20 protein-coding genes are annotated in these 22,367 nt (G+C 64.0%); 16 read left to right on the top strand and 4 right to left on the bottom strand.

All coding sequences use genetic code 11. The features are described from left to right. Nucleotides 1–25: 25 nt before the first annotated feature. The 12 genes from nrdR to ACZ5M5_RS27235 all read left to right on the top strand — a co-directional run bounded on the left by nrdR (nt 26) and on the right by ACZ5M5_RS27235 (nt 8,861). Nucleotides 26–490, top strand: coding sequence for a transcriptional regulator NrdR (gene nrdR, locus ACZ5M5_RS27290; RefSeq protein ID WP_013694316.1), 465 nt, complete (start codon nt 26–28; stop codon nt 488–490). Continuing rightward, a complete protein-coding gene (gene ribD, locus ACZ5M5_RS27285) occupies nt 487–1,620 on the top strand; it encodes a bifunctional diaminohydroxyphosphoribosylaminopyrimidine deaminase/5-amino-6-(5-phosphoribosylamino)uracil reductase RibD (RefSeq protein WP_464738231.1) in 1,134 nt (377 codons plus the stop codon). The genes nrdR and ribD overlap by 4 nt, the downstream gene beginning before the upstream one ends. Nucleotides 1,621–1,666: 46 nt before the next feature. Next, a complete protein-coding gene (locus ACZ5M5_RS27280) occupies nt 1,667–2,344 on the top strand; it encodes a riboflavin synthase (protein WP_464738230.1) in 678 nt (225 codons plus the stop codon). A gap of 16 nt (nt 2,345–2,360) precedes the next feature. Beyond that, nucleotides 2,361–3,452: a bifunctional 3,4-dihydroxy-2-butanone-4-phosphate synthase/GTP cyclohydrolase II gene (gene ribBA / locus ACZ5M5_RS27275; RefSeq protein ID WP_003206026.1), complete on the top strand. Its 1,092-nt coding sequence runs from the start codon at nt 2,361–2,363 to the stop codon at nt 3,450–3,452. A 253-nt stretch (nt 3,453–3,705) separates the two neighbouring features. Continuing rightward, nucleotides 3,706–4,182: a 6,7-dimethyl-8-ribityllumazine synthase gene (ribH, locus tag ACZ5M5_RS27270; protein WP_003206025.1), complete on the top strand. Its 477-nt coding sequence runs from the start codon at nt 3,706–3,708 to the stop codon at nt 4,180–4,182. Then, the gene (gene nusB / locus ACZ5M5_RS27265) at nt 4,179–4,679 is read left to right on the top strand and encodes a transcription antitermination factor NusB (RefSeq protein WP_003185935.1); all 501 of its coding nucleotides are present in this window, start codon (nt 4,179–4,181) and stop codon (nt 4,677–4,679) included. Before ribH ends, nusB begins: the two co-directional genes overlap by 4 nt. An 18-nt stretch (nt 4,680–4,697) precedes the next feature. Further along, nucleotides 4,698–5,663, top strand: a complete 966-nt coding sequence (gene thiL, locus ACZ5M5_RS27260; RefSeq protein ID WP_060740419.1) for a thiamine-phosphate kinase — start codon at nt 4,698–4,700, stop codon at nt 5,661–5,663. After that, nucleotides 5,660–6,163 (top strand): phosphatidylglycerophosphatase A family protein, encoded by a 504-nt coding sequence (locus tag ACZ5M5_RS27255; protein ID WP_186614572.1) that lies wholly within the window; start codon nt 5,660–5,662, stop codon nt 6,161–6,163. Before thiL ends, ACZ5M5_RS27255 begins: the two co-directional genes overlap by 4 nt. A gap of 11 nt (nt 6,164–6,174) precedes the next feature. Next, the gene (locus ACZ5M5_RS27250) at nt 6,175–6,933 is read left to right on the top strand and encodes a substrate-binding periplasmic protein (protein WP_060740420.1); all 759 of its coding nucleotides are present in this window, start codon (nt 6,175–6,177) and stop codon (nt 6,931–6,933) included. 109 nt (nt 6,934–7,042) lie between these two features. Further along, on the top strand, nt 7,043–7,660 hold the full coding sequence (gene ribA / locus ACZ5M5_RS27245; protein ID WP_014340439.1) for a GTP cyclohydrolase II: 618 nt from the start codon (nt 7,043–7,045) through the stop codon (nt 7,658–7,660). Beyond that, nucleotides 7,657–8,076 (top strand): hypothetical protein, encoded by a 420-nt coding sequence (locus tag ACZ5M5_RS27240; protein WP_060740421.1) that lies wholly within the window; start codon nt 7,657–7,659, stop codon nt 8,074–8,076. The genes ribA and ACZ5M5_RS27240 overlap by 4 nt, the downstream gene beginning before the upstream one ends. Next, a complete protein-coding gene (locus tag ACZ5M5_RS27235; protein WP_464738229.1) occupies nt 8,076–8,861 on the top strand; it encodes a cobalamin-binding protein in 786 nt (261 codons plus the stop codon). Before ACZ5M5_RS27240 ends, ACZ5M5_RS27235 begins: the two co-directional genes overlap by 1 nt. Before the next feature lie 114 nt (nt 8,862–8,975). On the opposite strand, the gene ACZ5M5_RS27230 is transcribed toward ACZ5M5_RS27235, so the two are convergent. The 4 genes from ACZ5M5_RS27230 to ACZ5M5_RS27215 form a co-directional block, all read right to left on the bottom strand. Then, nucleotides 8,976–10,856, bottom strand: coding sequence for a TonB-dependent receptor domain-containing protein (locus ACZ5M5_RS27230; protein WP_103309260.1), 1,881 nt, complete (start codon nt 10,854–10,856; stop codon nt 8,976–8,978). A gap of 146 nt (nt 10,857–11,002) precedes the next feature. Then, nucleotides 11,003–12,901, bottom strand: a complete 1,899-nt coding sequence (gene dxs, locus ACZ5M5_RS27225; protein ID WP_207280649.1) for a 1-deoxy-D-xylulose-5-phosphate synthase — start codon at nt 12,899–12,901, stop codon at nt 11,003–11,005. A 115-nt stretch (nt 12,902–13,016) separates the two neighbouring features. Beyond that, entirely contained in the window at nt 13,017–13,904 is an 888-nt protein-coding gene (gene ispA, locus ACZ5M5_RS27220; RefSeq protein WP_464738228.1) for a (2E,6E)-farnesyl diphosphate synthase, read from the bottom strand. Further along, entirely contained in the window at nt 13,901–14,143 is a 243-nt protein-coding gene (locus ACZ5M5_RS27215; RefSeq protein ID WP_003185917.1) for an exodeoxyribonuclease VII small subunit, read from the bottom strand. The genes ispA and ACZ5M5_RS27215 overlap by 4 nt, the downstream gene beginning before the upstream one ends. Nucleotides 14,144–14,630: 487 nt before the next feature. On the opposite strand from ACZ5M5_RS27215, the gene ACZ5M5_RS27210 reads away from it, so the two are divergent. From ACZ5M5_RS27210 to ACZ5M5_RS27195, 4 genes are read left to right on the top strand one after another with little or no spacing between them, the layout of a single operon-like run. Next, entirely contained in the window at nt 14,631–15,419 is a 789-nt protein-coding gene (locus ACZ5M5_RS27210; RefSeq protein ID WP_060740427.1) for a YfaP family protein, read from the top strand. A gap of 29 nt (nt 15,420–15,448) precedes the next feature. Beyond that, entirely contained in the window at nt 15,449–17,158 is a 1,710-nt protein-coding gene (locus ACZ5M5_RS27205) for a DUF2138 domain-containing protein (RefSeq protein ID WP_060740428.1), read from the top strand. Then, nucleotides 17,143–17,802, top strand: a complete 660-nt coding sequence (locus ACZ5M5_RS27200; RefSeq protein ID WP_464738227.1) for a DUF1175 domain-containing protein — start codon at nt 17,143–17,145, stop codon at nt 17,800–17,802. The genes ACZ5M5_RS27205 and ACZ5M5_RS27200 overlap by 16 nt, the downstream gene beginning before the upstream one ends. Further along, on the top strand, nt 17,799–22,367 hold the full coding sequence (locus tag ACZ5M5_RS27195; RefSeq protein ID WP_464739463.1) for an alpha-2-macroglobulin family protein: 4,569 nt from the start codon (nt 17,799–17,801) through the stop codon (nt 22,365–22,367). Before ACZ5M5_RS27200 ends, ACZ5M5_RS27195 begins: the two co-directional genes overlap by 4 nt.

The raw sequence follows: 22,367 nt of genomic DNA, 5'->3' as shown, positions 1-22,367 counted from the left end.
CTCCCTTTTTTTGTTGCCTGCCACCATGCACTGTCCCTTCTGCGGTGCCAACGACACCAAGGTCATCGACTCGCGACTGGTCGCCGAGGGCGAACAAGTCCGCCGCCGCCGCGAATGCCTGGCTTGCGGCGAGCGTTTCACGACGTTCGAGACCGCTGAACTGGTGTTGCCGCGCCTGATCAAAACCGACGGCAGCCGCCAGCCGTTCGACGAAGAAAAACTGCGCGCCGGCATGCAGCGCGCCCTGGAAAAACGCCCGGTGAGCGTCGAGCGCCTGGAAGCGGCGCTGGTGCACATCAAGCACAAGCTGCGGGCGACCGGCGAGCGCGAGGTCAAGTCCCTGGTGGTCGGAGAGTTGGTGATGGCCGAGCTGCAGAAGCTCGACGAAGTCGCCTACATCCGTTTCGCCTCGGTATACCGGCGCTTCCAGGACCTGAACGAGTTCCGTGAAGAAATCGACCGCCTGGCCCGCGAACCGGTGAAAGAATGACCGTCCCGGCGCAGCAGGCCGTCCTCGACGCCCACTACATGGCCCGCGCCCTGGAGTTGGCGCGGCGCGGTCACTACACCACCCACCCCAACCCCCGGGTCGGTTGCGTGATCGTGCGTGACGGGCAGATTGTCGGCGAAGGCTGGCACATCCGCGCTGGCGAGCCCCATGCCGAAGTCCATGCCCTGCGGGCCGCCGGTGACAACGCCCGGGGCGCCACGGCCTACGTGACCCTCGAGCCTTGCAGTCACCACGGGCGTACCCCGCCTTGTGCCGATGCGCTGGTCAATGCCGGCGTGGCGCGGGTGGTGGCAGCGATGCAGGACCCTAACCCGGCAGTCGCCGGGCGCGGCCTGCAACGCCTGGCCCAGGCCGGCATCGCCACCGAAAGCGGCGTGCAGGAAGGTGAGGCGCGCAAGCTCAATGAAGGTTTTCTCAAGCGCATGGAACAGGGCCTGCCGTTCGTGCGGGTCAAGCTCGCCATGAGCCTGGATGGCCGCACCGCCATGGAAAGCGGCGAAAGCCAGTGGATCACCGGCCCGGCCGCACGTTCGGCGGTCCAACGCCTGCGCGCCCAGGCCAGTGTGGTGCTGACCGGCGCCGACACGGTGCTGGCGGACAATGCCCGGCTGACCGTGCGCGCCGATGAACTCGGGCTGGATGCCGAGCAGACTGCGTTGGTCATGAGCCGTCCGCCGTTGCGGGTACTGGTGGACGGGCGCCTGCGGGTGCCGCTGGATGCGCCGTTTTTCAAGGCCGGCCCGGCGCTGGTCGCTACCTGCATGGCGGTGGAAGAACAATACGCCAACGGTCCTGAATGCATGATCGTGGCGGGCGATGACGGCCAGGTCGATCTGCGTCGGCTGCTGGTGGCGCTGGCTGCCCGGGATGTCAATGAAGTGCTGGTGGAGGCCGGTCCGCGCCTGGCGGGGGCTTTCGCCCGGCAGGGGCTGGTGGACGAGTTCCAGATTTTCATCGCCGGCAAGTTCCTCGGTTCTTCGGCGCGGCCACTGCTGGACTGGCCGCTGGCGCAGATGAAGGACGCTCCCCAGCTGAAAATCACCGAAATCCGCGCCGTGGGCGATGACTGGCGAGTCATCGCCGTTCCCGTCGCGCAGGCGAGCGTATAATTCCCGGCTTTCGCTCACGCGGCGGCCCGTTCTCGAGGAGGACTCCATGTTTACCGGCATCATCGAATCCATCGGCAGCATCCGTGCACTCACCCCCAAGGGCGGCGATGTGCGGGTCTACGTCGAAACCGGCAAGCTCGACCTGAGCGACGTCAAGTTGGGCGACAGCATCGCGGTAAACGGCGTTTGCCTGACCGCCGTTGAACTGCCAGGCAACGGCTTCCTGGCGGACGTCAGCCGCGAAACCCTCGACTGCACGGCCATGAACGACCTCAAGAGTGGCAGCCCGGTCAACCTGGAAAAAGCCCTGACCCCCACCACTCGCCTGGGCGGGCACCTGGTCAGCGGCCACGTGGACGGCGTCGGCGAAGTGGTCTCGCGCACGGATAACGCCCGGGCCGTGGAGTTTCGCATCCGCGCCCCGAAGGAGCTGGCCAAGTACATCGCCCATAAAGGCTCGATCACCGTCGACGGCACCAGCCTGACGGTCAACGCGGTGGATGGCGCCGAATTCCTGCTGACGATCATTCCCCACACGCTGAGCGAAACCATCATGGCTTCGTACCGGCCTGGTCGCCGGGTCAACCTGGAAGTCGACTTGCTGGCCCGTTACCTGGAACGCCTGCTTATGGGAGACAAGGCCGCAGAGTCTGACTCTTCACAAGGGCGGGCCGGTAACATCACCGAAAGTTTTCTGGCCGCCAACGGCTACCTCAAATCCTGACCCAAGGGGGTGCCGCGTGGCGCTCAATAGCATCGAAGAACTGGTTGAAGACATCCGCCAAGGCAAGATGGTCATCCTCATGGATGACGAAGACCGCGAGAACGAAGGCGACCTGATCATGGCCGCCGAGTGCTGCAAGGCCGAACACATCAATTTCATGGCCAAGCACGCCCGTGGGCTGATCTGCATGCCGATGACCCGCGAGCGCTGCGAACTGCTGAAGTTGCCGCTGATGGCGCCACGCAACGGCTCGGGCTTCGGCACCAAGTTCACCGTGTCCATCGAGGCCGCCGAAGGCGTGACCACCGGGATCTCCGCCGCTGATCGCGCGCGCACCGTACAGGCTGCCGCCGCCCGGGACGCCAAGGCCGAAGACATCGTCAGCCCCGGCCACATCTTCCCGCTGATGGCCCAGGCCGGTGGCACCCTGGCCCGCGCCGGCCACACCGAAGCAGCGTGCGACCTGGCGCGCATGGCCGGCTTCGAACCCAGCGGCGTGATCTGCGAAGTGATGAACGACGACGGCACCATGTCCCGTCGTGCGGAACTGGAAACCTTCGCCGCCGAACACAACATCAAGATCGGCACCATCGCCGACCTGATCCACTACCGGATGATCCACGAACGTACCGTTCAGCGGATTGCCGAGCAGCCGCTGGACAGCGAACTGGGCCAGTTCAACCTGGTGACCTACCGCGACTCGGTGGAAGGCGACGTGCACATGGCGCTGACCCTGGGTACTGTATGCGCCGAAGAGCCGACCCTGGTGCGCGTGCACAACATGGACCCGCTGCGCGACCTGCTGATGGTCAAGCAACCCGGCCGCTGGAGCCTGCGGGCCGCCATGGCCGCGGTGGCCGAGGCCGGCAGCGGCGTGGTGTTGCTGCTCGGCCACCCGCTCGATGGCGACGTGCTGCTGGCGCACATTCGTGAAACCGGCGATCAGGCAGCGGTGAAAAAACCGACCACCTACAGCATCGTCGGTGCCGGTTCGCAGATCCTTCGCGACCTGGGCGTGCGTAAAATGCGCCTGATGAGCGCACCGATGAAATTTAATGCGATATCCGGTTTCGATCTGGAAGTTGTAGAATACGTGCCCTCCGAATAATGGCCCGGAGATTTCGGCATTGTTGTTCACTTGAGTAAGGCTGGTTGGATTCATTGTGGCGAGGGAGCTTGCTCCCGCTTGGGTGCGCAGCACCCACAACAGGGGCCGCTTCGCAGCCCAGCGGGAGCAAGCTCCCTCGCCACAAAAGCTTGAAAATGAACAGCATGACGGGATTTCCGATGCAGTATTCGTGGCTAATATCACTGAAGGAGCGCGTATAGAACGCGCTCTGGCTCTTTAAGAGATCTGACGAATGACCCTGAAGACCATCGAAGGTACCTTCATCGCCCCTAAAGGCCGCTACGCTCTGGTAGTGGGCCGTTTCAACAGTTTCGTGGTCGAGAGCCTGGTTGGCGGTGCGGTCGATGCCCTGGTTCGCCATGGCGTGAGCGAAAGCGACATCACCATCATCCGTGCCCCTGGCGCCTTCGAAATTCCGCTGGTTGCGCAGAAAGTCGCTCAAAAGGGCGAATATGCGGCGATCATCGCCCTGGGCGCGGTCATTCGTGGCGGTACTCCGCACTTCGAATACGTGGCTGGCGAATGCACCAAGGGCCTGGCCCAGGTGTCCATGGAATTCGGCGTGCCGGTCGCTTTTGGCGTGCTGACCGTTGACTCCATCGAACAAGCCATCGAACGTTCCGGCACCAAGGCCGGTAACAAAGGTGCCGAAGCTGCCCTGTCCGCCCTGGAAATGGTCAGCCTGCTGGCGCAGTTGGAGGCCAAGTGATTAGCGACGAAAGCGATCGTTTCAACCCGCGCGATCCAAAGCCTGCGGACGCCGGCAAGCCATCGAAAAGCGTCAAGCGTCGCGAAGCCCGTCAGCTCGCGACCCAGGCGCTGTATCAATGGCACATGGCCAAGCAATCGCTGAACGAGATCGAAGCGCAGTTTCGGGTCGATAACGATTTCAGTGATGTCGACGGTGCTTATTTCCGCGAGATCCTGCATGGGGTCCCGCAGTTCAAGACCGAAATCGACACCGCGCTCACGCCTTGCCTGGACTTGACCATCGAAGAGCTGGATCCGGTTGAACTGGCGGTTCTGCGCCTGTCCACCTGGGAACTGCTCAAGCGCGTCGACGTACCGTACCGCGTGGTGATCAACGAAGGGATCGAACTGGCGAAAGTCTTCGGTTCCACCGATGGCCACAAGTTCGTCAACGGTGTGCTCGACAAGCTCGCCCCGCGCCTGCGTGAAGCTGAAGTGAAGGCGTTCAAGCGCTGATTGGCGCTTGTTATCCCAATGGGTGAGTTTGAGCTGATCCGTAACTACTTCGCCGCCGCGCCTTGCGCGCAGGGCGGCGAGGGCGTTGCGCTGGGGATCGGCGACGACTGCGCCTTGCTGGCAGCTCCTTTCGGAGAACAGCTGGCGGTCTCCACCGACACGCTCGTGGCCGGTGTGCATTTTCCAGACCCTTGCGACCCGTTCCTGCTCGGCCAGCGCTCGCTGGCCGTGGCGGTCAGCGACCTGGCCGCCATGGGCGCCAAGCCTTTGGCCTTTACCCTTGCCCTGACCTTGCCGACGGTGACCACCGATTGGCTGCAAGCCTATGCCCGCGGTTTGAACCAGATGGCCCAGGCCTGTGGCGTGGCGTTGGTGGGAGGGGACACCACGCGTGGGCCGTTGAGCCTGACCATGACCGTGTTCGGCCACGTGCCTTCCGGCCAGGCCCTGACCCGCAGCGGCGCACAGCCCGGCGACCTGCTGTGTGTCGGCGGCGAACTGGGCAATGCCGCCGGCGCCTTGCCGTTGGTGCTTGGCCAGCGGCGCGCCGAGCCTGGGATTGCCGAGCCACTGCTGGCTCATTATTGGTCACCCCGACCGCAGATCGACTTGGGCCTGGCGTTGCGGGGAAAGGCCAGCGCGGCGATGGATATTTCCGATGGCCTGCTGGCCGATTGTGGGCATATCGCCCTGGCGTCCGGGGTAGCCTTGCAGGTTGAACGGGACCGACTGCCGCTGTCCAGCGCTCTGGTCGCGTTTCTTGGCGAGGCCGATGCCGCGCAGGCCGCCCTGAGCGGCGGTGACGACTACGTGCTGCTGTTCGCCCTGCCACCGAGCCGATTGTCGGCGTTGCAGGCCGCAGGCTGGCCGATCCATGTGATCGGCAGCGTCCTGGCCGGGCAAGGCGTCACGCTGGTGGACAGCGACGGGCACGACATCACCCCGCACGTACGGGGCTATCAACATTTTCGGGAGACACCGTGACAGATCATCCCAACCAGGTCCCGGCAGAGTTCGTTCCGCCTTCGGTCTGGCGCAATCCCTGGCATTTCCTGGCATTTGGCTTTGGTTCGGGCACTTTACCTAAAGCGCCGGGCACCTGGGGCTCGCTGGTTGCGCTACCCTTCATTCCGTTGTGGCAGATGTTGCCGGACTGGGGCTACTGGTTGATGCTCGGCATCACCATGCTGTTTGGCTTCTGGCTGTGTGGCAAAGTGGCGGACGACCTGCGGGTGCACGATCATGAAGGCATCGTCTGGGACGAAATGGTCGGCATGTGGATCACCTTGTGGCTGGTGCCGGAAGGCTGGTATTGGTTGCTGACGGGATTTCTGGTGTTCCGTTTCTTCGATATCCTCAAGCCGTGGCCGATCCGCTGGATCGACCGACAGGTGCACGGAGGCGTCGGGATCATGCTCGACGATGTATTGGCCGGGGTTTTCGCCTGGCTGGCAATGCAAGGATTGGTGTGGTGTTTCACCTGAAGGAGCCAGGCATGGGCGTAAGCCGCGCACTACTGCTGTTGCTGTGTTTAGGAGCCTGTGTGGGGGTGAGGGTGGCCGAGTCGGCGCCGCAGCCTGACAAGGTTCGCGCGGCGAGTGAGGAGTGGGCCGATTACACCCAGGCCGACGGCCAGGGCATGGGCTGGGACATCTTGCGCGCGGTGTTCGAGCCTGAAGGCGTCAAGCTGGAAATCCGCAGCGTGCCCTACACCCGTTCGATAGGGCTGGTGCAGCGCGGCGAGGTCGATGTGCAGGTCGGCGCCTATCGGGATGAATCCGAAGGCGTGCTTTACCCGAAGTGGCACTACGACGTCGATCACATCTATGCCTTGGGGTTGGCCTCCAAGCCGACGCCTACCCTGGCGACGATTGGCAACTATCGGCTGGTATGGATGCGTGGGTACGAATACAACAACTACCTGCCCAACATCCGGCGTTTCAATGAGATCCACCGGGCGGTGGGTATCTTGCCGATGCTGATCCATGAGCGAGCGGATTTTTACATCGATGCGTCGATGGAAATCGAAGAAGTGCTCGCCAAGGCCGATAACCCGAAGCAGTTCAAACTCTCGCCGCTGATCAATTTGCCTCTCTACCTGGGCTTTGCCAACACCGCCAACGGACGGGCACTGAGCGAGCTGTTCGACCGGCGGATGGAAGTGCTGGTGAAAAGCGGCCAGCTCAAGCCGATTTTCGAACACTGGAAGCAACCCTATCCTTTCGACGAGAATGGCAAGCCACCGAAGCCGTAATCAAACTTTTCGATGGTTATGGCCGACAATTCAGCCTAAGCGTCGGTCGGGACGTGCTGTTACAATGCCCGCCTCTGCGAAACTCCAGTACTAGATCAGGAGCACACCGGTGCCTGTCGTTTTTGTTGCCGCTTCCAAGCTGCCAACGCCCTTTGCGCAATTCACCATGCATGGTTTTCTCGATGAAGCCACCGGCCGCGAGCACGTCGTGCTCAGCCTGGGTGATTTCGCCGACGGTTCTCCGGTGCTGGGTCGCCTGCACTCCGAATGCCTGACCGGTGATGCCCTGTTCAGCCAGCGCTGCGATTGCGGTTCGCAACTCGAGGCCGCGCTGCAGGCCATCGCCCGCGAAGGCCGTGGCGTGTTGCTGTACCTGCGCCAGGAAGGCCGTGGCATTGGCCTGTTGAACAAGATCCGCGCCTATGAACTGCAAGATGGCGGCGCCGATACCGTGGAAGCCAACGAACGCCTGGGCTTTGCTGCCGACCTGCGTGACTACAGCATCTGCCTGCCGATGCTGGAGCATCTGGGCGTGAAGTCGCTGCGCTTGATGACCAACAACCCACGCAAGGTCAAGGCGTTGACCGACATGGGCATCGTGGTGGCCGAGCGTGTGCCGCTGCACACCGGTCACAACCCCCACAACAAACTCTACCTGGCAACCAAGGCCAGCAAGCTCGACCACATGATGGGCAACGAGCACCAAGGCGAGGTTGACCGGGCGTGACGCGCGGTCAGGTTCGGCGGCGGCTGTCGGTCAGTTGGTGGAAATACCTGGCCCTGGCCTTGCTGCCACTGTTTGTGATCAATGCGGTGTTCGGCCAGGGCGAAGCGATTCTGCCGGTGCTGGCGATGCCGTTGTTCATTGCCGGCCTGGCGTCGATGTTTGTCAGCCTGCGATTCTTCGGGCCGTATAAACAGGCCCTGGTTGCCACCCAGAAAGCCCTCGACACACCCGAAGAGCCCCAGGCCTGGATCGACCTGGCGGCCCGTCGCCGCGCCGCTTTCCTGGTGGCCGGGCTGCCAGCCTGGATCGGCGCCCTGGCGGTGTTCGTGGGCCTGGAAGCCGTGCCGTTGATGCTGCTGGCCTTGTCGACCGCCGTGTTGTTCTACCTGTACCGCATCCCGCGTCAACTCGGCTGATGAACCGCTGGCTGACGGTTTTGCTGCTGGCCGTCAGCGCCTCGACGATGGCCGCCTCGCGGGTCGTCAGCCTGGCGCCGTCGCTGTCGGAAATCGTCGTTGAACTGGGCGCCGCCGACCTGTTGGTGGGCGTGCTGGATGGCGGGGATCGCCCGCCGGCGCTCAAGGACGTGCCTTCGGTAGGCCGTTACGGGCAACTGGACATGGAGCGCTTGCTCAGCCTCAAGCCCGATCTGCTCCTGCTCTGGCCTGGCAGTGTCGGCCCGGCCCAGCGCGAGCAGCTCAAGGGCCTGGGCATCCCCATCCATGTCGCCGAGCCCCGCAGCCTCGACCAACTCATCACGCAAATCGAAGCCATCGCCAAGCAGCTCGGCCGCCCGGAGCGGGGCGTACAACGGGCGGCGCAGTTGCGCGGACGTCTCGAGGCGCTACGCCAGCGCTATCGACGGGACCCGCCGTTGCCGGTGTTCTACCAGGTCTGGGACCGGCCGCTGTACACCGTTGGTGGCGGGCAGATCATCAGTGATGCGCTGAGCGTGTGCGGTGCCCACAACGTTTTTGCCGATCTGAGCGTGCCGGCGCCGCAGGTGAGTGTGGAAGCGGTGCTGCAACGTAGTCCGCACGTCATCCTGGCCACGGAACAGACGCAGCTCGATGCCTGGAAAACCTGGCCGGTGGCGCAGGGGCGCTTGTTGTTGGTCAATGACAAAGGCCTGGAACGGCCCAGTGGGCAGATGATCGAGGCGACGGCGCGGCTATGTGAGTTGATTGCGCCAGACCGATAGACCGCGGCGCCTGTAATCGCGAGCAAGCTCGCTCCCACAGGGATTTCACGACAGATTAACTGTGGGAGCGAGCTTGCTCGCGATGAGGCCAGGCCAGACACCACAGTTCCTGGATCAGAGTGACGGGGTCCAAGTCACCCCAAACAACCACGCCCGACCTTCCTCCCGATACCCATACTGCCCGCCATCATGGCTATACAGCGCCCGGCTGTAACCCTTGTCCAGCAGGTTATCCACCTTCATCTCCAGCTTCACCTCCCGGGTCAGCGCCCAACTGCCGCGCAACCCGAGCAGGGCATAGCCGCCCAAGGCGTTGCGGTTGTCTTCGTCGTCATAGCTGCCGCTCACCGCTTGCCAGGTGGCGCCCAGGCCGAGGCGATCGAATTGCCGGTCCAGGTCCAGGCTCAAGGTCCGCCGGGCGCGGCGGGCCAGGGTGTGACCGCTGTCGCGGTCGCGCGGGTCGATGATGGCCAGGGCCAGATTGCCCTGCCAGCCGAAGACATCCTGCAGGTAGGCCATTTCAAAGCCGTCGATCCGCGCCGAGGCGACGTTCTGCGGGCGTGAGTCGCGGCCAAAAATGATCGCGTCTTCCAGGTCGGTGCGGTACAGCGAGGTTTCCAGGCGGGCGCTGTCGCTCAGTTGGCTGCGCCACTGCAGCTCGTAGCTCTTGGCCGTCTCGGGCTTCAGGTCGGGGTTGCTGAAGTCCGGGTAGTACAGGTCGTTGAAGGTCGGTGCGCGGAAGCTCTCACTGTAGGTCAGCAACAGGTCGTTGGCCGGATTGACCGGCACGGTGAGGGTGCCGCTCCAACTGTTCTGGCCGCCAAACTGTTGGTTCTGGTCGCGACGCAGGCCCAGTTCCGTCGAGAACGTTTCGGCCTGGAAGCGGTGCTGGATGAACGCTGCACGGTTCCAGCGGCTGTCCTCGTCGAACGGTGTGCTGCTGTTGACCCGGTCCTGATACCAGTCGCCGCCGACGATCAGGCTGTTGCGCTCGTCCAGCGTCACATCGTTCTGCCAGGTCACCGAATCGCGGTAGGTGTTGAAGACTTCGCGGACATCGCTGAGCTTGTCGAAGGTCTTTTCGCGGTTCTCGCTGTGGCCCAGTTCCAGGCGGGATTTCCAGGTGTCGTTGATGCGCCCGTCCACATAGGTGCTGAAGCTGCTCACCGCGAACTCGCTGTAGGGTTGCTGGGGCAGCGACTCGAACGTGCTCGGGTCGAAGCGGCCGAACGGGTTGTCGTATTCGCTTTTGCCGCGGTTATCCAGCAGGTTCAGGCCAACTTCCAGGTCATCGCTGGCCGCATGGCTCAGGCTCAGGCTGAAGGACTGGTTGCGGTTGGCATCGTCGTCGCGGTCGCTGGCGTAGGACTCGTGGGTCCGGTTGCTGCCGGCGCTGTCGTCGAGGCTGGCACCGAGGTTGAAACGGGTCTGCTCGTCGCCGCCGGACAGGCCCAGGCTGCGCTCCCAGGTCTGGTGGCTGCCGACCCCCACGTGCAGGCGCGGTTGCAGACCCTGGGTGTTGCCGCGCCGGGTGAAAATCTGGATCACCCCGCCCACTGCGTCGGCGCCGTAGATCACCGAGCGCGAACCGCGTAGCACTTCCACGCGCTCGATCTGGTTGATGTTCAGGCGTTGCAGGTTGCTGTCACCGGAGGTGGCGTTGCCGATGCGCTGGCCGTCCACCAGCACCAGGCTCTGGGCCGATTTGGTCCCGCGAATGTAAATCCCCGGCAGGCTGCCGCGCCCACCCAGCGGCGCCACTTGGACACCCGGCACGCGGCTGAGCAAGTCCGTGACACTGGTCGGTTGCAAGCGCTCGATGTCGTCGCGGGTGAACACGGTGTTGGCGGCACTGCTGTCGTTGCGGGCCTCGACCTGGCGGTTGGCGCTGATCACGATGTCGGGCAGCTTCAAGGCCTGGTCGCGTTCGAAGGTGTCGGCCAGCAGGTCGGGGGTTGGCAGTAGGGACAGGGTTAGGGCGAGGCGGAGTTTCATGGGGGTCCGGACATTTCTGATCTGCACAAACCCCTTGTGGGAGCGAGCTTGCTCGCGATGGCGGAAGATCAGTCAAGTCATCCATTGGCTGACACACCGCTATCGCGAGCAAGCTCGCTCCCACAGGGGATCTGTGTTGGCTGAACTTACAGGCCCAACAGCTGCAACCGCTGGCGCACCGCCGCTTCGATCCCCGCCTCGTCCAGCCCGCATTCGGCCAGCATCTGTGCCGGCTTGGCGTGTTCGACGTAGCTGTCCGGCAGGCCCAGGTGCAGCACCGACTTGAGGATGTTCTCCCGGGCCAGGAACTCGCTGACCGCCGCGCCGGCACCGCCCATGATGGCGTTTTCCTCGATGGTCACCAGCAGGTCATGGCTGCCGGCCATCTCGCGCACCAGGGCTTCGTCCAGGGGTTTGACGAAACGCATGTCCACCACGGTAGCGTCCAAGGTGTCGGCGACTTTCAAGGCCTCGGCCAGTTGCACGCCGAACACCAGCAGGGCGGTTTGCTTGCCCTGGCGGCGGATCACGCCCTTGCCGATCTCGATGGGTTCGAGGTCGGTCGAGAGGGTCGCGTTCGGGCCGGTGCCACGAGGGTAGCGCACCGCCGCCGGGCCATTGAACAGGTGGCCGGTGGTGAGCATCTTGCGCAGCTCGTTTTCATCGCTCGGGGTCATCACCAGCATGCCGGGGATGCAGCGCAGGAACGACAGGTCGAAGCTGCCGGCGTGGGTCGGGCCGTCTTCGCCCACCAGGCCGGCGCGGTCGATGGCGAACAGCACGTCGAGGTTCTGCACCGCCACGTCATGGATCAACTGGTCGTAGGCCCGTTGCAGGAAGGTCGAATAGATCGCCACCACCGGCTTGGCACCTTCGCAGGCCATGCCGGCGGCGAGGGTCACGGCGTGCTGCTCGGCAATCGCCACGTCGAAATAGCGCTGCGGGTAGCGTTCGCTGAACGCCACCAGGTCCGAGCCTTCCTTCATCGCCGGGGTAATGCCCACCAGGCGTGGATCGGCGGCGGCCATGTCGCACAGCCATTGGCCGAAAACGCTGGAATACTTCGGTCCACCGGCTTTTTTCGGCGCGGCGGCCGGTGCGTCCAGGGGTTCGAGCTTGGTGATGGCGTGGTAGCCGATCGGGTCGACCTCCGCCGGGGCGAAGCCTTTGCCTTTCTTGGTGACCACGTGCAGGAACTGCGGGCCCTTGAGGTCGCGCATGTTGCGCAGGGTGGCGATCAGGGTCGGCAGGTCGTGGCCGTCGATGGGGCCGATGTAGTTCCAGCCCAGTTCTTCGAACAGCGTGCCGGGCACCAGCATGCCCTTGGCGTACTCTTCGGTACGGCGGGCGATTTCCCAGGCACCGGGCAGGCGCGACAACACCTTCTTGCTGCCTTCGCGCATGCTGGCGTAGGTGCGGCTGGAGAGGATCTTCGCCAGGTAGTTGGACAACCCGCCGACATTGCGCGAGATCGACATGTCGTTGTCGTTGAGGATCACCAGCATGTTGGCGTTGACTTCCGGCGCATGGTTCAGCGCCTCGAAGGCCATGCCCGCGGTCAGTGCGCCGTCGCCGATCACGGCAATGGCCTTGCGCTCGCTGTTTTGCAGGCGGGCGGCAATCGCCATGCCCAGGGCGGCGCTGATGGACGTACTGGAATGGCCGACGCCAAAGGTGTCGTATTCACTCTCGGAGCGACGCGGGAAGGCGGCGATGCCGTCCTTCTGGCGCAGCGTGCCCATGCGCTCGCGACGATCGGTGAGGATCTTGTGCGGATAGGCCTGGTGCCCGACGTCCCACACCAGCCGATCGTCCGGGGTGTCGAACACGTAGTGCAGCGCGATCGTCAGCTCGATGACGCCCAGGCCGGCACCGAAGTGCCCACCGGTCTGGCCGACTGTATAGAGCAGTTCCAGGCGCAACTCATCGGCCAGGGTTTCCAGCTCGGCTTCACCCAGGCGACGCAGGCCGTCCGGCGTGTTGGCGCGGTCCAGCAGGGGCGTGGTCGGGCGCTTGCGGGGAATCTCTTGAAACGTCGTGGGCATCAGGCGAATCGTTATAGGTATAGAAAGAGGCGGCAGTTTACCTTATGCATCGCAAGCTGCCCACGCGTAGGCCGGAACTTGGCCGATACGCACTTATGAATGGGTTGACCCTGTATCAGCTGCGTCGTTCGACGATATAGCGCGCCAAGTCGCGCAACGGCTCGGCCGCCGCGTCAAAGGGTCGCAGCGCGGCCAAGGCCTGGTCGCGCAACTCCAGGGCGTAGGCCTTGGCCGCGGCGAGGCCGAGCAGGGCCGGGTAGGTCGGCTTGTCCCGGGCGATATCGGCGCCCTGGCGTTTGCCGAGGGTCTGGGTATCGCTTTCCACGTCGAGGATGTCGTCCTGCACCTGGAACGCCAGGCCAATGGCCCGGGCGTAGGTCTGCAAGGCTTGCAACTGCTCGGGGGTGGACCGACCGCTGGCCAGGGCACCGAGTTGGACGCTGGCCTCGATCAGCGCGCCGGTCTTGTGCCGGTGCATGTATTCCAGGGCGTCCTGGTCCAGCTTCAGGCCCACCGAACCCAAGTCGATGGCCTGGCCGCCGACCATTCCAGCGGGGCCCGCCGCCAACGCCAGGGCGCTGACCATGTCCAGGCGAATCTGCGCCGGGCAGTCGCTCAGGGCCGGGTCCAGCAGGGCGCTGAAGGCCAGGCTCTGCAAGCCGTCGCCGGCCAGGATCGCGCAGGCTTCGTCGAATTGTTTGTGGGTGGTCGGCTGGCCGCGGCGCAGGTCATCATCGTCCATGGCTGGCAAGTCGTCGTGCACCAGCGAATACGCGTGGATCAGCTCCACCGCGCAGGCCGCGCCGTTGGCCTGTTCGGCCTGGCCGCCCAAGGCTTCGCACGCGGCATAGGCCAACAGCGGCCGCACACGCTTGCCGCCGTTCATGACGCTGTAGCGCATGGCTTCGTACAGGCGCGCCAGTTCCGGGCTCGGGGCGCTGAACAACGTATCCAGTGCAGCATTGACCCGGGCCTGGCTGCTGGCCTGATAGGCACCGATCATTCAGGTTGTTCCGCGTCGAAAGGCTCTTCGGTCAGCTCACCGTCGCGTTCGAGCAGCAATTGCACCTTCTGCTCGGCCTGGGCCAGCGCCGCCTGGCAGTCGCGAGTCAAGCCGATACCCTGCTCGAAGGCGGTCAGCGAGTCTTCCAGCGACAATTCGCCGTTCTCCAGCCGTTCCACCAGCGTTTGCAGGTCGGCCAGAGATTGTTCGAAATCCAGTGCAGCTTTTTTGCGGGCCATGGCGGCTATTCCGGTTGACTGTTAAACCGGCGCGACACTAGCAGACATGGGGTTTTGGGGCAAATCAGGGCAGGGGGGATCGAAGCGGGACAACGGGCTTGCACCGGCCTGCTTTTGTGGCGAGGGAGCTTGCTCCCGCTCGACTGCGCAGCAGTCGCAATTCGGTTCAAGCCCAGCAGGTAGGGGCCGCTTCGCAGCCCAGCGGGAGCAAGCTCCCTCGCCACGGGTTTGCCTCCGAAATAAACGTCAGTTTTCGTATTCGGCTCATTTCGTGAGCCGAATACGCCTGCTATTCGGCTCACGCACCTCCCGGTACGTGATTTCCCACACAGAATCGCGTGTTCCCCGATTGTGGAAAATCCGCCGAATAGCTACTCTTCGCGCCATCTACGGCCCCTTGTAACGGGGCCTCCAGACGAAACCCGAATAATGACAAGCAGCGCCGAGGAAGGGCGCCGGGTTGCGTTGTGCATGGCAGGAGGCATACGTGCGTTTTCTTTCTTTATTGATCGTGTTGCTCGGTGCGCCGTTGGCGTGGGCCGAGCCTTCGGCCGAGCTGTCGGAGCCGGTCGGGGGCTGGCGCTACAGTGGCCTGCTCGATCGCACGGAAAACCCGCAGGTCGCCTATCCCACCCCGCCCATTGACCGGGGCGTGCAGCGCAACCGCACGATGATCGAGGGCCGGATCAAGGACATGGGCACGGCTCGCCAGCCCCATAGCCTGGCGGTCAACGGCAATCCACTGAATCTCTATACCGACGACGAGGGCCGTTTCGCCCGGCCGTATGCGTTCGGCGCCGGTTCCAACAGCGTCGAGGTGCGCAGCTCCGAAGGTCGCTCCCTCAAGCGCGTGCAATTCTATGAAGCCAACAACCTGCGCACCCCGGCACAGATCCGCGTGGTGCTGGGCTGGGACGATCCCCAGGCCGAACTCGATCTGCATATCGTCACACCCGACGGCCAACATGCGTTCTTCGGTCGGCCGGCGCTGACCAACGGCGGCGGTCTCGACCCGGACGGCGTCGACGGCCCCGGCCCTGAAATGTTCACCATGACCGCGCCGATGCACGGCACTTACCTGGTCTACGTGAACTATTGGGGCAACTACGGCAGCGGCGGCTACAACTTTGATGAGGCCAGCAACCAGAACGAGGTGATCACCTCGCAGATCAACCTGGTGCTCAACGAAAACACCGTCGATGAAAAACGCGAGACCTTTGTCGTGCCCCTGCGCGCCATTGGCGATCTGTTGCTGGTCAAGACTTTCAATTACTAAGCTCCACGGATGAACAGGCCCTTGTGAATATGAGCGACAACACTGCTTCCCCGACCACGCCGACCCCTGTCGCCAAACCTGTGCGCCGCTGGCCGGCGATACTGATCGGGCTGTGCCTGGTCGCGGGTGTGGCCGCCGGGTTGGGCTGGTTCATGACCAAGCCCAAGGCGCCACCCATGGAGTTGGCGTTGGAAAAACTCGGCCTGAGTCGCCCCGACGGCTTGCTCGAGGCGCACTCCCTGAGCCAGTTGCCCAAGGACCTGTTGGCGGTGCCGTTCCTCAAGGCCACGCTCACCGAGGACTTCGTCTTCTATTACGAGGCCCACGCCGACCGCCTCGGGCTGATCGGCAGCCTGCGCCGGATCATCTACGAGCATGACCTCAAGCTGCAGGACAGCCTGATCGAAGAGCTTTTCGACCAGCCGGCCGATGTCGCGTTGTGGCGCGGTGCGGACGGTCGCCTCAAGGATTTCCTGTTGGTGATGGATCGCGGCGGCCTGGCGAAGGTGCTGGAGCCGTTGGCGAAAGTCGCACTGGATGACGCGCAACTGAGCAAGCTCAGCGACCTGAAGGTCGGCGGTGACGACGTTGCGCTCTACCAGCTCAGCTACAACGCCAGCAAATCCCTGCTCTTCGCCTCCCATGGCGACAAGCTGGTGGTGCTGTCCAACCCGACCAAGCTGTACGACCCGGCCAGCGGCTCCGCGGTTGAACCGGGCAGCGTTTCGACGACTGCCCTGGCTGCCTTGCTCAACGGCGACAAACTGTTCCCCGAAGCCTTCGGCCTGCCGCCCAAGGCGCCGGAGGTCAAGCAACGCATCTCGGTCAACGCCAGCGTGCTCGCCATGGGCTACCAGCGTTTCATCCCGAACTTCGCCGGTTTGCGTTTCGACATGGACGACAAGGGCTGGCACAGCTTCCTGGCCATGGACGAACTGGAGAACCAGCCGGACTTCGACTTCAAGCCGATCTGGCAAGCCATGCCCATGGGCGCCAGCGCCTGCGTAGCCTTGCCCCTGGCCGCCGAGCAACAGAAACCGTTGCTGGTCAAACTCGGCGCCGACGAAAAAGCCGCCCAGGCCATGGTCGACCATGTGGCCGGCGCCGCAGGCCTGTGCTGGTACGCCGATTCGCGCCTGTACACGCCGCTGTTGGTGGCGAGCCTGAATGAAGACGATGGCAAGCTCGATGCCGACCTGGGCAACCTGTTCGGTTCGATGGTCGGCGCCTACGAAAACAATGTCGCCGAACATGCCTTCCCGGTCGTCGAGAAACAACAAGGCTCGACACACCAGTGGTTGCGTCAGGTCAGCTCCAATTTCGGCCCCTACCTGGCCAAGGAAGCGGAGCAGCCCGAGGCGATTACCGGCAAGGCGTTCCTGCGGGTCAGCCTGGCACGCCATGGTTCGACCTTGCTGTTCTCCCTCGATGACAAACTCGTGGACAAGGCCCTCGGCACCCTCGACAAACGCTTCCCGCCCATGGCCGACGTCGTGCCCAAGGACCTGCTGATGCCGGTCTACTTCGGCCCGGATTCCATGGCGCAACTGATGCAGCGTGAAACCCTCGACAGCTTGCCCCAGGACATGGAACCGGTGTTCTACAACGCCGCGCAAACCTACCTGATCCCGAAACTGCGCACCCTCGGTGGCTATGGCAAGTACGCGCTGACCTTGCCTGCAGGCAGCGAGCCGGATGGTCACTGGCAGTGGCTGCCGCTGGAATGGAAAGCGCTGTGACAGCACTGATCCGCAACCCCGCGTTGACGTTGCTGCTGGCGTTGTTGCTCGGCGGGCCGGCGCTTGCCGTCGAGGCGCCGGCGCTGGATGTGCAGCAATCCCAGGTCTTTCGCGCCTGGTTCGTGCGCATTGCCCAGGAACAACTGAGCAGAGGCCCGAGCCCGCGCTGGTATCAGCAGGACTGCGCCGGGCTGGTGCGTTTTGCCGCCAACGGAGCGCTCAAGGTCCACGATGAAAAATGGCTGCGCAGCAATGGCCTGTCCAATCGCTACCTGCCGCCGGAACTGCCGCTCAGCGATGCGCAACGGCGCCTCGCCCAGCAATGGCAGCAGGGCGGCGGCAAGGTCGGGCCCTACGTCAACGCCATCAAGCTGATCCAGTTCAACAGTCGCCTGGTGGGCCGCGATGTCGCCCAGGCCCGTCCCGGCGACCTGATGTTCTTCGACCAGGGCGACGACCAGCACCTGATGATCTGGATGGGCCGCTACATCGCCTATCACACCGGCACTACAACCCCTACTGACAACGGCATGCGCTCCGCAAGCCTGCAACAACTCATGAACTGGAAGGACACCCGATGGATACCCGACGCAGCCAACCCCAACTTCATCGGCGTCTATCGACTCAACTTTCTCTCCCAATGACCGGTGCCCGCATGTTGCGCTTGTGTTCAAAATTGCCCCTGCTGTTCGCCTTGTTGCTGGCACCTGTCGTGAATGCCGAAGACACGGTGGAGCCCAGCGGCTACACGCCGGTGGCCGGTGAAAGTTTCTTCCTGCTGGCCGACAGCAGCTTCGCCAGCGACGAACAGGCCATGGTTCGCCTCGAAGCGCCGGGCCGCGACTACCGTCGGTTCCGCATGGAGCCCTACGGCGGCGCCGACATCCGCGTCTATCGCATCGACAAGCCGCTGGATTTCCTCAAGCGCCAGAAGAACCTGCACCGCGTGGTCAGCGACGGCCAGTTCAAGGGCGAAGGCCTGTCGAACACCCTCGCGTACCTGTGGGACAACTGGTACCGCAAGTCTCGTCGGGTGATGCAACGGGCGTTCTCCTACGAGTCCCGCCAGCAAGTCACCGAAGAAGTGCCGGAATTGAAGATTGGCGACGCCCTGGTCGCGCCGACGCCGTATGAAGCGCCGGCACAGTTCGCCTTGATCCCGGGCTTGCCGGTGGTCAGCCAGTTCCGTTATCCGCTGTGGCAGGCCAAGCCGATCCAGCCGCCAGCCGGGGTCAACCTGGCCGGTTCCTCCAGTGAGTTCGTCAGCGTCGCGCCAGGCAACGTCTATGTGCCGCTGGGCCAGTTGAAGCCGGGCCTGTACCTGGTGGAAGCGCTGATCGGCAAGTACCGCGCGACCACCATGGTCTTCGTCTCCAACACCGTGGCCGTGAGCAAGATTGCCGGCGACGAATTGCTGGTCTGGGCCGCACGCAAGCATGAAGGGCGTTCGGTGCCCAAGGTCAATGTGCTGTGGACCGACGGCCTGGGCGTGATGAGCAGCGGTGCCACCGATGAAGACGGTCTGCTGCGCCTCAAGCACGTCAGTCCGGAACGTTCGTTCGTGATCGGTGAAGACGAGGAGGGCGGGGTATTCGTCTCGGAAAACTTCTATTACGACAGCGAAATCTACGACACCAAGCTCTATGCCTTCACCGACCGGCCGCTGTACCGCCCGGGGGATTGGGTGTCGCTGAAAATCGTTGGCCGTGAGTTCAAGAACGCCCGTGATTCGGTACAGCCGACCGCCGCCGACGTGAATGTCAGCGTGCTGGACGCCACCGGCACCGCGCTGCAAACCCTGGCCCTGAAGCTGGACGCCAAGGCCGGCACCCAAGGTCGTTTCCAACTGCCGGAAAACGCCGTGGCCGGCGGTTATGAACTGCGCTTCAGCTACAAGGACCAGCTCTACAGCAGCGCCTTTCGCGTGGCCGAATACATCAAGCCGCACTTCGAGATCGCCCTGAACCTGGCCAAGCAGGATTACCGTACTGGCGAGCCGGTCAAGGGCAGCCTCGTGTTGCTGTACCCGGACGGCAAGCCCGTGGTGAATGCCAAAGTGAGCCTGAGCCTGCGCGCCCAGCAACTGTCGATGGTGGATAACGAGCTGCAATACCTGGGGCAATTCCCGGTGGAACTGACCAGCAGCGAAGTGACCACCGACGCCAAGGGCAACGCGACCCTCGACCTGCCGGCCGCCGACAAGCCGAGCCGCTACACCCTCACCGTGTTCGCCAGCGATGGTGCGGCGTATCGGGTCAAGACCACCAAGGAAATCCTCATCGACCGTGGCGCGGCGAATTTCCGCCTGAGCGCACCCCAGCGCTTCAGCGCCGTCGGCCAGAAAGTGGCGTTCAGCTACGCCAACGAAGGCGGCAACGAGCAAGCCAAGGCCGTGACACCCGGCAGCTACGCCTGGGTGCGCCTGGAAGACCAGAGCACCGGCGAAGGCAAGCTGGCGGCCAAGGACAAGGGCTTCAGCCTGACCTTCGAACGCCCGGGTACCTACAACCTGACGCTCAAGGACGACCATGGCCGGGTCATCGGCGCCGCCGCCCATGCGGTGACCGGTGAAGGCATCAAGGCCGTGCCGGGCACGGTCGAGATCGTCTTCGACAAGCCTGAATACAAGACCGGTGACGAAGCGCTGGCGCTGATCACCTTCCCGGAACCGGTCAGCGATGCGTTGCTGTCGCTGGAGCGGGACAAGGTCGAGGCCACGGCGCTGCTGTCCAAGGGCGGCGATTGGCTGAAGATGGAAAAACTCAGCGACACCCAATACCGCGCGCGCATCGCCGTGAAGGATAGCTTTGCGCCCAACCTGACCTTCTCGGTGCTGTACACCAAGGGCGGCCAGTACAGCTTCCAGAACGCCGGCATCAAGGTGGTCACGCCGCAGATCGACGTTGCCGTCGTCACCGACAAGGCGACTTACCGCCCCGGCGACACGGTGACCGTGGACCTGAGCACCCAGTTCGCCGGCAAGGCGATCCCGGCGCACCTGACGGTCAGCGTGGTGGACGAAATGGTCTATGCCCTGCAACCGGAAGTCGCGCCGACCATCGACCAGTTCTTCTATCACCCGCGTCGCAACAACGTGCGCACCAGTGCCAGCCTGTCGTTCATCAGCTACGACGTGGCGCTGCCAGGCAGCCCCGGTGCGCCGGGCAAGGCCAACCGCAGCGAACGTGGGGTCAAGGTGCTGGAGCGGCCGCGGCGTGAAGACGTCGACACCGCCGCTTGGCAGCCGGAGCTGGTCACCGACGCCAGCGGCAAGGCGCGCTTCACCTTCAAGATGCCCGACTCCCTGACCCGCTGGCGCATCACGGCCAAGGCGATCGCTGACGACGGCCAGGTGGGGCAGAAGAAGCAGTTCATCGCCTCGGAAAAACCGCTGTACCTGAAGTGGAGCGGCCCGACCCGTTTCCGCACGGGCGACAAGCCGCAACTGGGCCTGTTCGCGTTCAGCCAATCGGAAAAACCACTGAAGGCCGAACTGCTGATCCGTTACGCCGGCGCTGAGCAGCGTGTGGTGGCGGAGCTGAAAAACGGCATCAACTACGTGGCGCTGCCGGCCATGGAGCTGAGCAGTGGCGACTTGAACGTGCAGTTGCAGTTGAACGGCGAAACCCAGGACGCCCTGGCCATGCACTTGAACGCCATTGGCAACGGCTGGCAAGTCACCCAGAGCCAGCGCGTTGACGTGGCAGGCGTCGACACCCCGCTGACCCTGCCGGCCGACGCCAGCGATATTCGCCTGCGCCTGGATGACAGCCCGCAAGCATTGTTCCGTTCGGCCCTGGACGACCTGCTGAGCTACCCGTACGGAGGCGTCGAGCAGACCGCCAGCCGTCTGTTGCCGTTGAGCATCGCCTATCCGACCCTGGCGTCGAACCCGCAGATCCGCGACCGCTTGCGGTTGATCATGCAAAACAGCCGCTTGCGCCTGGTGCAGATGGCCGGGCCGTCGGCGAGCTTCACCTGGTGGGGCCAGGACGGTGAGCCGGATGCCTTCCTCACCGCCTATGCCTATTACGCCGACTGGCACGCCAGCCAGGCCCTGGCCCTGAGCCTGCCGCCGGAACACTGGCAGCGGGTGCTGGAGGTCTACGCCAAGCAGGCCAGTGATACGCCGCTGCTGCAACGGGCGTTGATCCTGTCGTTCGCCAAGCAGATGCAACTCCCGGTGAACACCTTGCTCAGCGGCCTGATGGACGATCTGGCGAAGGCCAGTGAAGACAGCAGCGAGAGCGTGCTGGACAGCGGTGAAGACAGCCTGGTCATGTACGCGCCGGATTCGGCCCTTGGCTTGGCCAGCGCCCGTGTCTTGACCGCGTCCCTGGCGAAACAGGCCAAGGTGCCGTTGCCGGCGGCCTTCAGCCGTCAAGCCGATGCGGCGCAACAGCAACTGGAACTCAGCTCCCAGCCGTTCGTCGAGGCCCTGGTACTGTCGTTGCAGAGCTTCGATCAGGCCCGCGCCACCGCGCTGCTGGAGCGCGTGTTGCCACAGCAGTCCACCCTGGAACGGGCCCTGGCCCTGACCTGGTTGCAGCGCAGCATCGAACAGGCAGCGCCGGCCGTGGCCTTGGCACCGGGCGAAGGCTGGGCCGTCAAGCAGGGCGTGACCGGTGAAACCTACTGGCAGTGGCAGGGCGCGCAGCTTCCAACGACGCTGACCCTGACCGGTGCCCAGGAGCGCCCATTGCAAGCGGCACTGAGCTTCCAGAGTCAGCAACCACCGGTAGCGCCAATGGCGGTGTCCATCACCCGGCGTCTGTCGCGCCTGGTACCGGGGGACGAGGCCTTCACCTTCAAGCTCGAAGCCGTGGGCAACAAGCCGTTGTCCAGCGACAGCCTCTACCTGGATGAAGTGATCATCAACAGCAAGGCCTCGACGCCGCTGCGCTATGGCATGCTCGAAGTGCCGCTGCCGCCGGGGGCCGATGTGGAGCGCACCACGTGGGGCATCCAGTTGATGGGCAAGGCCGACAGCGAACCGACGTCCCTGGAAAAGGCCCGCTTCGAGCCCGGCCAGATGGCGTACGCGGTACCGGTGGACGCCCTCAGTGGCGAGCTGCGCCTGCGGCACTTGGTGCGCTTCTCCCAGAAAGGCCAGTTCACCTTGCCACCAGTGCGCTTCACCCAGGTCTACGCGCCGCAGAATCAGGCTCGTGAACAGAAACCTGCGCTTGGTCAGGTCACGGTCAACTGA

The sequence above is a fragment of the Pseudomonas sp. Van50 genome (assembly GCF_055390755.1).
Note: the sequence above shows the minus strand (reverse complement) of the source record. Positions and strands in the feature narration are given on the sequence as shown.